The 12,738-nt window shown below is 63.4% G+C and carries 11 protein-coding genes and 1 tRNA gene; all 12 read left to right on the forward strand.

All coding sequences use genetic code 11. The annotated features are described in order from the left end of the window. The first annotated feature begins 20 nt into the window (after positions 1–20). Positions 21–1,340: a Tol-Pal system beta propeller repeat protein TolB gene (gene tolB / locus BLR66_RS12745; RefSeq protein WP_093287091.1), complete on the forward strand. Its 1,320-nt coding sequence runs from the start codon at positions 21–23 to the stop codon at positions 1,338–1,340. Positions 1,341–1,420: 80 nt separating this feature from the next. Continuing rightward, complete coding sequence (gene pal, locus BLR66_RS12750) at positions 1,421–1,942, forward strand: peptidoglycan-associated lipoprotein Pal (RefSeq protein WP_093287095.1); 522 nt, start codon at positions 1,421–1,423, stop codon at positions 1,940–1,942. A gap of 21 nt (positions 1,943–1,963) precedes the next feature. After that, entirely contained in the window at positions 1,964–2,764 is an 801-nt protein-coding gene (gene ybgF, locus BLR66_RS12755) for a tol-pal system protein YbgF (RefSeq protein ID WP_255402539.1), read from the forward strand. A gap of 49 nt (positions 2,765–2,813) precedes the next feature. Next, complete coding sequence (queE, locus tag BLR66_RS12760; RefSeq protein WP_093287100.1) at positions 2,814–3,494, forward strand: 7-carboxy-7-deazaguanine synthase QueE; 681 nt, start codon at positions 2,814–2,816, stop codon at positions 3,492–3,494. Between the two features lie 127 nt (positions 3,495–3,621). After that, positions 3,622–4,290: a 7-cyano-7-deazaguanine synthase QueC gene (queC, locus tag BLR66_RS12765; RefSeq protein WP_093287104.1), complete on the forward strand. Its 669-nt coding sequence runs from the start codon at positions 3,622–3,624 to the stop codon at positions 4,288–4,290. A gap of 63 nt (positions 4,291–4,353) precedes the next feature. After that, a tRNA-Lys gene (locus BLR66_RS12770) sits at positions 4,354–4,429 on the forward strand. Between the two features lie 675 nt (positions 4,430–5,104). After that, positions 5,105–6,928, forward strand: coding sequence for a copper resistance system multicopper oxidase (locus BLR66_RS12775; protein WP_093287109.1), 1,824 nt, complete (start codon positions 5,105–5,107; stop codon positions 6,926–6,928). A 5-nt stretch (positions 6,929–6,933) separates the two neighbouring features. Then, complete coding sequence (locus BLR66_RS12780) at positions 6,934–8,085, forward strand: copper resistance protein B (protein WP_093287900.1); 1,152 nt, start codon at positions 6,934–6,936, stop codon at positions 8,083–8,085. 15 nt (positions 8,086–8,100) lie between these two features. Further along, the gene (locus BLR66_RS12785) at positions 8,101–8,880 is read left to right on the forward strand and encodes a c-type cytochrome (protein WP_176943864.1); all 780 of its coding nucleotides are present in this window, start codon (positions 8,101–8,103) and stop codon (positions 8,878–8,880) included. Between the two features lie 19 nt (positions 8,881–8,899). After that, positions 8,900–9,400 carry a DUF411 domain-containing protein gene (locus BLR66_RS12790; RefSeq protein ID WP_093287118.1) on the forward strand — a complete coding sequence of 167 codons (501 nt, stop codon included), beginning with the start codon at positions 8,900–8,902 and terminating at the stop codon, positions 9,398–9,400. Positions 9,401–9,478: 78 nt separating this feature from the next. Further along, entirely contained in the window at positions 9,479–9,877 is a 399-nt protein-coding gene (locus BLR66_RS12795; RefSeq protein ID WP_093287122.1) for a heavy metal-responsive transcriptional regulator, read from the forward strand. Beyond that, a complete protein-coding gene (locus BLR66_RS12800) occupies positions 9,874–12,246 on the forward strand; it encodes a heavy metal translocating P-type ATPase (protein ID WP_093287125.1) in 2,373 nt (790 codons plus the stop codon). The genes BLR66_RS12795 and BLR66_RS12800 overlap by 4 nt, the downstream gene beginning before the upstream one ends. Positions 12,247–12,738 lie beyond the last annotated feature (492 nt).

Below are 12,738 nucleotides of genomic sequence, written 5' to 3' on the forward strand. Positions count from 1 at the left end.
CCCAAAACCTCGAAGTGCCCATGAAAAGATTGCCGCATTGGCTGGCCGTACTCGCGCTCGTTTTGCTGCCGTTCGCCGCCTCGGCGCAGCAGCAAGGCCTGGAGATCGACATCGTCGGCGGCAACGCTTCGGCCCTGCCGATCGCCGTGGTACCGATGCCCTACCAGGGTTCGGCCGCCGCGCCCGGAACCGATGTGGCTTCGGTGGTGCGGGCGGACCTGGAGCGCTCCGGCGCCTTCCGTGCCTTGCCCGAGGCCAGCATCGTCGAGCGTCCCACCCGCGGTGGCGAGGTGCAGTACCCGACCTGGCGCGCGCTCAAGCAGGATTATCTGGTGGTCGGCCGAGTGGTCGATGCCGGTGCCGGCAGTTACCGGGTGGAGTACGAACTGTTCGACGTGGCCAAGCAGGAGCGCATGCTGGGCCTGGCGCTGACCGCCCGTTCCAACGCCATGCGCGACGTCGCCCACCAGATGGCCGATGCGATTTACGAAAAGATCCTGGGCGTGCGCGGTGCGTTCTGGACCCGTATCGCCTACATCACCCAGACCGGCCTGGGCAAACAGGCGCGCTATGCGCTGATGGTGGCCGATTCGGACGGCTACAACCCGCAGACCGTGGTGCGTTCGGCCGAACCGCTGCTCTCGCCCTCGTGGAGCCCGGATGGCAGCAGGCTGGCCTATGTCAGCTTCGAGCGCGGCAATTCCTCGATCTACATCCAGAACATCTCCACCGGCGCGCGCGAGCTGGTCACCAGCTTCCGCGGCATCAACGGCGCGCCCACTTTCTCGCCCGATGGCCGTCGCCTGGCGCTGACCCTGTCGCGCAGCGGCAATCCGGAGATCTATGTGATGGACCTGGGCAGCAAGCAGCTGACCCAGCTCACCAATCAGTTCGGCATCGACACCGAACCGACCTGGAGCGCCGACGGCAGCACCATCTATTTCACCTCCGACCGTGGCGGCCGCCCGCAGATCTACCGCGTGCCTTCCAGCGGCGGCAGCGCTTCGCGGGTCACCTTCCAGGGCAATTACAACGCCACCGCCACCGTGTCCTACGACGGCAAGAAGATCGCCGTGGCCCAGGGCAGCGGCAACAACTACCGCATCGCGATGATGGACAGCAGCCTGGGTTCGCCGCGCTGGAGCACGCTGTCGCCGGGTTCGCTGGACGAATCGCCCAGCTTCGCGCCCAACGCCAGCATGGTGCTGTACGCCGCCCGCGAAGGCCGCCGCGGGGTGCTTTACGCCGTATCGGCCGATGCCCGCGTGCGCCAGCGCTTGGTTCTGGCCGATGGCGATGTGCGTGAGCCGGCCTGGTCGCCTTACCGCTCGCCCCGCTGATCACCCCCGTAGAAACCGTTTGCGCCTGTTAATATTACGGACCCAGTTTTCCACCCCGCGCCACGCACGAGGAACCCCCGATGAATAACACCGCCCGCGTTTTAATGCTTTCCCTGCTTTCCGTTGCAGTCCTGGCCGGCTGCAAAAAGACCGTCAAAGAAACCCCGCCGCCGCCGACCGACACCACCGGCAGCACCGGCACGGTAGTGGACAACACCACCGCTGCAGGCGCCTACGGCCCGAACGACCTGGATACCGATGCCTGCCTGCGCCAGCGCGTGGTCTACTTCGACCTGGATCAGGATGCCCTGAAGCCGGAATTCCAGGCCATCGTCGGCTGCCATGCCAAGTACCTGCGCGACCGTCCGTCCTCGCGCATGAACCTGGAAGGCAACGCCGATGAGCGCGGCAGCCGCGAATACAATCTGGGCCTGGGCGAACGCCGCGGCAATGCCGTGTCCTCGGCCATCCAGGCGCAGGGCGGCTCCGGCAGCCAGATCTCGGTGGTCAGCTACGGCGAAGAGCGCCCGGTCTGCACCGAGTCCAACGAGGACTGCTGGGCCCGCAACCGTCGCGTCGAAATCATCTACACCGCCAAGTAAGCGCAAGACGGAAACACGCAAGTGAAGCGACTCCTGATCGGTACGATCATCGCGGCGGCCCTGGTGGCCGCCGCACCCGCTCATGCCCAGCGCCAGAGCCTGGCCGATCGCGTGGCTGCGCTGGAAACGCAGGCCGCCAACAATCGCGGCAACACCGATCTGTTGAACCAGATGACGCAGCTGCGCACCGAATTGCAGGAGATGCGCGCACTGGTGGAGCAATTGCAGAACGAGAACGAACAGCTCAAGCAGACCGCCAAGGACCAGTACCTGGACCTGGACGGCCGCTTGAACCGGATCGAAGGGGGAGCCGTTCCGGCGGTACCCGCGACAACGCCGCCGGTCACGCCGCCGGCCACCGGCGCGACCGCGCCGGCCGCCGAACGCGCGCCGTCGGTGCATGGCGATGTCGGCGCCATGGCCCAGTCCGGCGATGAGCGTGCGGCCTACAACGTCGCCTTCGATGCGCTGAAAGGCGGCAACTACGCCGATGCGGCGCAGTTGTTCATCAGTTTCCTGGAGCTGTATCCGAGCGGCGCCTACGCCCCCAACGCGCTGTACTGGCTGGGCGAAAGCTATTACGTCACCCAGAACTACCAACTGGCCGCGCAGCAGTTCCGCACCCTGCTGGAGCGTTACCCGACCCACGACAAGGCTTCGGGCTCGCTGCTCAAGCTGGGCCTGTCCGAATACGGCCTGGGCAAGGTCGATGAAGCCGAGCGCACCTTGAACGATGTGGTCACCCGTTACCCCGGCAGCGACGTCGCCCGCACCGCCGACGACCGCCTGAAATCCATGCAGCTGGGCCGCAGCATCCGCTGATTCGCTTGCCGCTTTCCGCCAGACGGGAAGGAACGGCTACTCTTCGCCCATGAACGCCGCCGTCCCCAGCGAGATCGTGCAGTCCACCACGGACCGCCTGAAGATCACCGAGATTTTCCTGTCCCTGCAGGGGGAAGCCGCCAGCGTGGGCTGGCCCACCGTGTTCGTGCGCCTGACCGGCTGTCCGTTGCGCTGCCAGTACTGCGACACCGCTTACGCCTTCCACGGGGGCGAATGGTGGGACATCGCCGACATCCTGGCCGAAGTGGCCAGGCACCGCGTGCGCCACGTCTGCGTCACCGGCGGCGAACCGCTTTCCCAGAAACGCTGTCTGATACTGTTGCGTGCGCTTTGCGATGCGGGCTACGACGTGTCGCTGGAGACTTCCGGCGCCATCGATATCGCCGACGTCGATCCGCGCGTTTCCCGGGTGCTGGACATCAAGACTCCAGCCTCGGCCGAAGTCGCGCGCAACCGCTGGGAGAACCTGCCGCTGCTGACTGCGCGCGATCAGGTCAAGTTCGTGCTGTGCGGGCGCGGCGACTACGAGTGGGCGCGCGATATCGTTTCGACGCACAAGCTGAGCCAGCGCTGCGATGTGCTGTTTTCCCCCAGCAAATCGGAATTGTCCCCGCGCGATCTGGCCGACTGGATCGTCGCCGACCGTCTGCCGGTGCGCTTCCAGATGCAGCTGCACAAGCTGCTGTGGAACGACGAACCGGGCCGCTAGTCCCGTGCTTGTAGGAGCTGCGTAAGCTGCGACCGTGCGGCTCCAGCTCCGATAAAATATCCTTGCGCTTCGGATCTCCGGTCGCAGCTTACGCAGCTCCTACGGCCTGCCCAACTTTGGAAAACCCATGAAAAACGCAGTGGTCCTGGTCTCCGGCGGCATGGATTCGGCCGTCGTTCTCGCCTTGGCGCGCGAGGAAGGCTTTTCCGCCTATGCGCTCAGCGTGAGCTACGGCCAGCGCCATACCTCGGAGCTGCAGGCGGCCGATCGTGTCTCGCAGGCTCTGGGCGCTGCCGCGCACAAGACCGTCAATGTCGACCTGCGCTCCATCGGCGGTTCCGCTTTGACCGATTCCGGCATCGAAGTGCCTGAAGCGGGCGGGGCGGGCATTCCGGTCACTTACGTGCCGGCGCGCAACACCATCATGCTGTCGGTGGCGCTGGGCTGGGCCGAAGTGCTGGGCGCCACCGACATTTTCTGCGGGGTCAATGCGGTGGATTACTCGGGCTATCCCGATTGCAGGCCCGAATTCATCGCCGCGTTCGAGAACCTGGCCAACCTGGCCACCAAGGCCGGCGTGGAAGGCGCGGGCCTGCGCATCCGCGCGCCTTTGCTGAAGATGAGCAAGGCCGACATCGTGCGCGAGGGAATGCGCCTGGGCGTGGACTTCGCCCAGACCGTTTCCTGCTACCGCGCCGACGAACAAGGCCGCGCCTGCGGCCATTGCGACGCCTGCCGCCTGCGCGCCGCTGGTTTCGCCGATGCAGGGGTGCCGGACCCTACGCATTACGCCTGATTTCTCAGCGGGCGCCGGGTGCGCTAGAATGCGTCCCCCGGCGCAATGCCGGGGGTTTCATGTGGGCCGTTAGCTCAGTTGGTAGAGCAGAAGACTTTTAATCTTTTGGTCGATGGTTCGAATCCATCACGGCCCACCATATCGCCAGTGGATTACGACCCGGCCCTGATCAAAACGAGCGTCGGAGACATCCAACCTTGGATGTCCTTCAGAGTTCACGATCCTTTATCCCAAAGACCGACAAGTGGGGTTAAAGTACGGCCATGTCGGTCTGGGCACTACTTCTGCGGGTACTACTGAGCGTCGCCCTGGTGCTGAATGGCGCCACGGGGGCGGCCGCGGCAGTGCGCATGCAGATGCCCCACGGCGATGGCCAGGCACTTGCGGCCATGGCAGTGGAGTCGCCCGAACTTTCATCGGACGACATGCCGCCTTGCCATCAGCAGGCAACCGAAGCTGACGGCGAGGCCCTCTTGGCCGCAGACGAGTCCGCACCGGCTGGATCCAAACACTCCACTCCGGACTGCTGCAAATCCTCCAGCTGCAATTGCGTTTGCGCGCATGCGACGCAGGCGCCGCTTGCGTCCACGTTCATTCATGCCCCGCTTGCCGACCGCAGCCAGAACGTTCGCCCGCTATTGTTGGGCCACCCAGCGCCTGCGCTTCCGCATCTGAACCGACCTCCCATCGGCTAAGCATCCCTTGGGCGCCAACGGCGCCTGTCCTGATTTGTAGCTTGCGACGGTTATCCGTGGCCGGCTCTTGTATGTTCCGCATGCGCGGACCTTTTCGATTTTCGAATGGAGTTTTTCTTATGTCGTCCGACCTTATTGGTCTCGGCGGACTTCGCGCGCCGTCGCGTCGCCGGTTCGTGCAAGGACTGGCCGCCGGCGGCGCGGCCGCGGCGCTGGGTTTGTGGCCGAAGAACAGCTGGGCGCTCAAAGGCGCTGGCAACAACAATGTCCTTTCCGGCACCGAGTTCGATCTGACCATCGGGGAAACCCCGATGAACTTCACCGGCCGCACGCGACCGGCGATCACCGTGAACGGTTCGATCCCCGCGCCTTTGCTGCGTTGGCGCGAAGGCACCACCGTCAACCTGCGCGTGTCCAATGCCTTGCCGGCCGGTTCCATCCACGGCCATGAGACCTCGATCCATTGGCACGGCATCCTGCTGCCGGCCAACATGGACGGCGTGCCGGGACTCAGCTTCTCCGGCATCCACCGCGGCGAAACCTATCCGTACCGCTTCACCGTGCAGCAGGCAGGCACCTACTGGTACCACAGCCATTCTTCCTTCCAGGAACAGGCCGGCCTGTACGGCCCGCTGATCATCGATCCCATCGAACCCGAACCCTTCGCGTTCGACCGCGACTACGTGGTGATGCTGACCGACTGGACCGACCTGGATCCTGCCGCGCTGTTCTCGCGCTTGAAGAAGATGTCCAGCTACGACAACTACAACAAGCGCACGGCGGGGGATTTCATAAACGACGTCCAGCGACTCGGCCTGGCGGCTACCGTGAACGATCGAAAGATGTGGGGCGAAATGCGCATGACCCCGACCGATCTGTCGGACGTCGATGCGCACACCTATACCTATCTCATGAACGGCACCACGGCGCTCGGCAACTGGACCGGATTGTTCCGTTCCGGCGAAAAAGTGCGGCTGCGCTTCATCAATGGTTCGGCGATGACTTATTTCGACGTGCGTATCCCCGGTTTGAAGATGACCGTGGTGGCCGCCGATGGTTTGTACGTGCATCCGGTGACCGTGGATGAGTTCCGCATCGCCGTGGCCGAGACCTTCGACGTGATCGTAGAACCTTCCGGGCAGGACGCTTTCGCGATCTTCGCACAGGACATGGGGCGTACCGGCTACGTCAGCGGCACGCTGGCCGTGCGCGACGGTCTGCGGGCGCCCATACCGGCTATCGATGCACGTCCGCTGCTCACTATGGCCGACATGGGTCATGGCGGCATGGGGACTTCCAAAGGAATGGAAGGCGGTTGCGGCGCCAGCATGGGCCACGACATGTCGTCCATGGCGGCGCCTTCAAGCGCCGAGCACAGCGGGCACGACATGGCCAGCATGGATAACGGTGGCGCAGCAATGCAGATCCATCCGCAGAGCGAAACCGGTAATCCGCTGGTCGACATGCAGACCATGGCGCCGGTTCCCAAGCTGGACGACCCGGGCATCGGATTGCGCGACAACGGCCGCAAGGTGCTCAGTTATTCGATGCTCAAGAGCACGTTCGAAGATCCGGATGGAAGAGACCCGGGGCGCGACGTCGAACTGCATCTGACCGGACACATGGAGAAATTCGCCTGGGGCTTCAATGGCCAGAAGTTCTCCGAGGTCGAGCCGTTGCGTCTGAACTACGGCGAGCGCCTGCGCATCGTCTTGGTTAACGACACCATGATGACGCACCCGATCCACCTGCATGGCATGTGGAGCGACCTGGAGGACGAGCAAGGGAATTTCCTGGTCCGCAAGCACACCATCGACATGCCGCCGGGCAGCAAGCGCAGCTACCGGGTACGCGCCGACGCGTTGGGCAGCTGGGCGTACCACTGCCATCTGCTCTACCACATGGAAGCGGGAATGATGCGGACAGTGCGGGTGGAGGAGTGATCGCCATGAATACGATGAATCGTTTGCTGCGGACTATTCCACTGTGTCTGCTTATCGGATCGTCGCTGGCGCCGGAGCGGCTGCTTGCGCAAGAGATGGATCATTCCAGCATGCAAATGCCGGCACGTCCGGAGCCTTCGACATCCTCCACCCCAAAGGTCGAAGCGCCGGAAGAGAAGCCCACTTCCTCGCCCGTCTCGGCCAATCCCCATGCGGGCCACGGCGATGCGACGCTGCCTGCAGCACGGGCAGAGCAAGCTCCCGCGGAACAGGTGGACCATGCCGCAATGGGCCACGGCACGTCGACGGCGCCTGCAGAGCCCATGGATCATTCGAAGATGGGACACGACAGGGGAGCCATGTCCGACGAGTCCATGCCGATGGATCATGCAGAAATGAATCATGCGGAAATGAATCATGGCGCCGAATCGGCCGCGCCATTGCAGCCGCGCACGCCGATACCCGTCGTCACCGATGCCGATCGTGCCGCCGCGACGCCGCCATCGGGCGGCCATCCGGCGCACGACAACAGCATTCAGCACTATGTATTGCTGGATCGTCTGGAGGGTTGGGACGCCGACCCGGGAGCAGGCACCGCCTGGGCGATGCAGGGATGGATGGGAACCGATCTCAATCGCCTCTGGCTGCGCAGCGAAGGCGAGCGTGTCGATAATCGTACCGAGAGCGCCGACCTGGAAGTTCTGTACGGCCGCAGCATCGCCCGCTGGTGGGATGTGGTGGCGGGTGTGCGTCATGATTTCAATCCTGGAGGGTCGCAGGATTTCGCGGCGATCGGCGTGATGGGGCTGGCTCCCTACATGTTCGAAGTCCAGGCCACCGGCTACATCGGACAATCGGGACAGACCGCGGCGCGGGTGGAAGTCGAGTACGAAATGCTGTTGACTAACCGGTTGATTCTGCAGCCGATGGTCGAGGTCGATTTCTACGGACGCAACGACGAACGTCGTGGCGTCGGCTCGGGATTGAGTACCGCGGAAGCGGGCCTGCGCCTGCGTTACGAGATAACCCGCCGGTTCGCGCCGTATGTCGGCATCGTCCACGAACGGGCTTTTGGCCGCACTGCCGATTTCCGTCGAGCAGAAGGCGAAGACGCCAGCGACACCCGCGTGGTCGCGGGCTTTCGCATCTGGTTCTGATAAGGGAGCAAGACCATGTCTATCGTCACACGCCGTTCGGCGATCACCGTCATCGTGCTGGCTCTTTCAGCGGTCCTGTTTTCCGGCCTCATGGTGTGGTCCGGTCTCTACAACGTGGCTGCCGACGATCCCCACATGAAGTCCACCTATCGCCTGCTGGAAACCATGCGGAAACGTTCGATTGCGGTGCGGGCAGGAAAACTGCACGTGCCTGCGGATCTGAAAACCCCGGCACGCATCGTGCAAGGGGCAGGCAACTACAACGCGATGTGCACGGGCTGTCATTTGGCGCCGGGCATGGCGGACACCGAGCTCAGCAAAGGCCTGTATCCCGCGCCGCCGAACCTGGCCAAGACGGAAGTGGATGCCGCGGAGGCGTTCTGGGTGGTCAAGCACGGCATCAAGGCCTCGGGTATGCCCGCCTGGGGAAAGAGCATGGACGATGCCTATATCTGGAATATGGCCGCTTTCCTCCAGGAACTTCCCAAACTCACGCCAACGCAGTACCAGGCGATGGTGGAAAGCAGTAGCGGGCACTCGCATGGTGGCGGAGAAACCAAGCCGCATGAGCACCCTGGAAGTGCTGCGGACGGTCATGATGGGGGGACTTCTGGCGGTCACGCCGACATGGAAGGCATGACGATGAGTGCGTCGCCGCCGCATGCACATGCAGCCGGCACACCACCGCATAAGGATGCCGCAAAGACAGCGAAGCCTCCTGCCGATGAGCATGCAGGCATGGCCATGCCGACGCCTGCGCCCGAGACGCATAAAGACGATGGCCACCAACACTGATCTTCCAGGGATGCATTGAATGAAACTCTTATCCTTCTTGATCCTGACAGGTGCGATCGCCTTGACGGCCTGCGCACGCGACTCCCAGGAAACGGTCACTGCCATCGCGATTGCGGAAACCGCCGCGCCCTTTGCCTCGCAAGGGCTGCCGCCAGCGGTGGTTCACAAGAGCCCCAGCTGCGGATGCTGCGGCCTTTGGGTGGACCATCTGAAGAGCGCGGGTTTTCCGGTGCAAGTCCAAGACAGCGAGGACGTAGTACCCGTGAAACACCGCCTGGGCGTGCCGTTCGGCAAAGGTTCCTGCCATACCGCCGAGATCGCTGGGTATTTCATCGAAGGGCACGTCCCGGCCGAGGACATCAAGCGCCTGTTGGTTGAAAAGCCCGATGCGAAAGGACTGGTATTGCCCGGAATGCCCGCCGGCTCTCCCGGCATGGAAAGCCCGGATGGAACCTCCCAACGCTTTACGGTCGAATTGGTGCAGGCCGATGGAACCACGGTTCCTTACAGCTCGCACTGACGGATCAGGCCTTGACTCTGGACCATGGTCCAGGCTGCAGACTGTCCCTGACGCGCTTCGCGCCAACAGGTATGAGCTATGAAAATCGGTGAACTGGCCCAGAAGGCCCAAGTCAATATCGACACGGTGCGCTACTACGAGCGGCAGGGTCTGTTGCCTGCGCCGCAGCGCCTGCGCTCGGGTTATCGCCAGTACGCACCGGGCGACGTGTCCCGCTTGCGCTTCGTGCGCCGGGCGAAGGCGCTTGGCTTCACCTTGCTGGAAATCCGCGACCTGCTGGAACTGTCGAATCATCGCGACGAAGACATGGCCGGAATGAAGACCGCCGCCATGCAGAAGCTCGATGACGTGGAAGCCAAGCTGGCCGAGCTCACCCGCATTCGCGACGGCCTCAGGACCTTGGTCGCTTCCTGCCCGGGCCACGGAATATTGGAGCAGTGCCCCATTCTCAATGCGCTGTCGGAGGATCCGGCATGAACACGCACAGCCATGGCGGCCACGACAAACCCGCGCCAGGCACCGGTGGCGGTTCCTGCTGCTCGTCCGCAACCAGCCACGCGTCAGCCGGCGCTGCGATCGATCCGGTCTGCGGGATGAGTGTCGATCCGGCTACCACCGCGCACCATGCAACCCATGAAGGCACGGAGTATCACTTCTGCTCGGCGCGTTGCCGCGAGCGCTTCGTGGCCGATCCGAAGAAGTATCTTTCTCCGGAGTCGTCGGCCGTTGAAAAGAGCGCGCCTGCCGGCACGATCTACACCTGTCCCATGCATCCCCAGATCCGCCAGCAAGGCCCCGGCACCTGTCCGATCTGCGGCATGGCGCTGGAACCGGAAATGCCGAGCCTGGAGGATGAGGACAATCCGGAGTTGCGGGATTTCACCCGGCGCTTCTGGTGGACGCTGCCGTTGACCGTGATCGTGCTCGCGCTGGCCATGCTGGGGCATCGCATCGCTTTCATATCGACAGAGACCCGCACCTGGGTCGAGCTGGCATTGAGCGCGCCGGTCGTTCTGTGGGCGGGCTGGCCGTTCTTCGAACGTTGCGTCCAGTCCATTCGCAACCGCAGTCCGAACATGTGGACGTTGATCGGCGTCGGCGTGGCCGCCGCTTTCGGCTATAGCGTGGTCGCCACGCTCGCGCCCGGGCTGTTTCCCGAATCGTTCCGCGAACATGGCCGGGTGGGTGTGTATTACGAGGCGGCGGCGGTGATCGTCTCGCTGACATTGCTTGGCCAATTGTTGGAGCTCAAGGCGCGTTCGAAGACTTCGGCTGCCATCAAGGCGCTGCTGGGGCTGGCGCCGAAGACGGCAAGGCGTATCAAAGATGACGGCGTGGAAGAAGACATTCCGCTGGATCACGTCCATACCGGCGATCGCCTGCGCGTGCGCCCCGGCGAAAAGATCCCGGTGGACGGTACCGTGCTGGAGGGCCGCAGCAGCATCGACGAATCGATGCTGACCGGAGAACCCATTCCCGTCGAAAAAGAGAAGGGGGCCAAGGTCATCGGCGCGACCCTCAACGGCACGGGCAGTCTGGTCGTGCGTGCCGATCAGGTGGGTGCGGCAACGATGCTCTCGCAAATCGTGCAACTCGTCGCCCAAGCGCAGCGGTCGCGTGCGCCCATGCAGCGCATGGCCGACAAGGTGGCCTTCTGGTTCGTACTCGCGGTGCTGGCCGCCGCTCTGCTGACCTTGCTTGGCTGGGGATTGTTCGGTCCCGAGCCTTCCTGGACTTATGCGGTGCTCAACGCCGTTTCGGTGCTGATCATCGCCTGTCCTTGCGCGCTGGGCCTGGCGACGCCCATGTCCATCATGGTGGCCACGGGGCGTGCCGCACACGCGGGCGTGCTGTTCCGCGATGCCGAAGCTTTGGAGCAGCTGCGCAAGATCGATACGTTGATCGTCGATAAGACGGGCACGCTTACCGAAGGCCGCCCGACTTTCCGCGAAACGATCCTGGCCAACGGCTTCACCGCCGATCAGGTCCTGCGATGGGCCGCCAGCCTTGAGCAGGGAAGCGAGCATCCGTTGGCCGAAGCGATCCTGGCCGAGGCTGTACAGCGTGGACTTCCGCTGGTAGCCGCCGAAGATTTCGATTCGGTAACGGGGCAGGGCGTGCGGGGTACGGTCGAGGGTCATGCGCTCGCCCTGGGCAATCAGGCATTGATGGCTGCGGTGAATGCGGATATCGCTTCTGTCGCGGACGACGCCGAACGCCTCCGCAAGCAGGGCGCAAGCGTCATGTTCCTTGCGGTCGACGGACGCTTGGCCGGTGCGGTGGCCGTCGCCGACCGGATCAAGGAAACGACTTTGCCTGCCCTCAACGCCCTGCGTGCGGAGGGGCTGCGCATCGTCATGGCTTCCGGCGACGCCCAGGCTACGGCGCAGGCGGTGGCCGGCACGTTGGGAATCGAGGAGGTATACGGCCAGGTCCGGCCGCAGGACAAGGTGGCGCTCGTACAGCGCCTGAAGGCCGAAGGCCGGCGCGTGGCCATGGCCGGCGATGGAATCAACGATGCTCCGGCCTTGGCTGCAGCGGATGTCGGAATCGCAATGGGGACAGGCACCGATGTGGCCATGTCGAGCGCACAGGTGACCCTGGTCAAGGGCGATCTGACCCGGATCGTGCGGGCCCGCGCCATCTCCGAAGAAACGGTCGCCAATATGAAGCAGAACCTCGGCTTCGCTTTTCTTTACAACGCCCTGGGTGTGCCGATCGCCGCTGGGGTGCTGTATCCGGTGTTCGGTCTTCTGCTCAGTCCGATGATCGCCGCATTGGCGATGAGCCTGAGCTCGGTATCCGTCGTTACCAACGCACTGCGCCTTGGAAGAACGTCGTCCTGATCGCTAAACAGCGCCCAAAGCCCTGAGCCGGCGAAGGGCGCCTCTTGTCATTAGGCTCATCCCAAGGAGTTCGTTCATGAAGTATGCGTTTCCGATTCTTGCGATTTCGCTGTTGATTTCCATGGATGCCGCCATCGCGGCCGATCCGGCCTACGGCCAAGCCTGCAAGTCCTAACGCGATGAATCACGGCAAGATGGACATGCCGCATGGTCAGATGGATCACAGTCAGTCAATGTAAGCAGCTTGGTCATAGTCCGTTCGGATTTGCGTCTTATGGGTCTTTATCTCGACAGATGTAAATACTTCACACCAAAGCTGAACTCTCGGAGATTTCACGCGAATAAGTGAGAGATTTCACATTACCACTGTGGTTGCAGGGTCGGTATGGCAGGCAGATACTAAGCGCGCTCGCCGCCGGTAAGGTCGGTTGGCGATAAGAACTGCGACACCGGTGGGGACCGGCAGCACAACGCCAGACACTAAGGGAATTG

This window comes from Pseudoxanthomonas sp. CF125 (assembly GCF_900104085.1).
GTDB lineage: Bacteria > Pseudomonadota > Gammaproteobacteria > Xanthomonadales > Xanthomonadaceae > Pseudoxanthomonas_A.

Bases quoted from the DNA above. Each gene is read 5' to 3' on its own strand.
- queC (WP_093287104.1), top strand. From the start codon at position 3,622: ATGAAAAACGCAGTGGTCCTGGTCTCCGGCGGCATGGATTCGGCCGTC.
- tolB (WP_093287091.1), top strand. From the start codon at position 21: ATGAAAAGATTGCCGCATTGGCTGGCCGTACTCGCGCTCGTTTTGCTG.
- BLR66_RS12800 (WP_093287125.1), top strand. From the start codon at position 9,874: ATGAACACGCACAGCCATGGCGGCCACGACAAACCCGCGCCAGGCACC.
- queE (WP_093287100.1), top strand. From the start codon at position 2,814: ATGAACGCCGCCGTCCCCAGCGAGATCGTGCAGTCCACCACGGACCGC.
- pal (WP_093287095.1), top strand. From the start codon at position 1,421: ATGAATAACACCGCCCGCGTTTTAATGCTTTCCCTGCTTTCCGTTGCA.
- BLR66_RS12790 (WP_093287118.1), top strand. From the start codon at position 8,900: ATGAAACTCTTATCCTTCTTGATCCTGACAGGTGCGATCGCCTTGACG.
- BLR66_RS12795 (WP_093287122.1), top strand. From the start codon at position 9,479: ATGAAAATCGGTGAACTGGCCCAGAAGGCCCAAGTCAATATCGACACG.
- BLR66_RS12785 (WP_176943864.1), top strand. From the start codon at position 8,101: ATGTCTATCGTCACACGCCGTTCGGCGATCACCGTCATCGTGCTGGCT.
- BLR66_RS12775 (WP_093287109.1), top strand. From the start codon at position 5,105: ATGTCGTCCGACCTTATTGGTCTCGGCGGACTTCGCGCGCCGTCGCGT.
- BLR66_RS12780 (WP_093287900.1), top strand. From the start codon at position 6,934: ATGAATACGATGAATCGTTTGCTGCGGACTATTCCACTGTGTCTGCTT.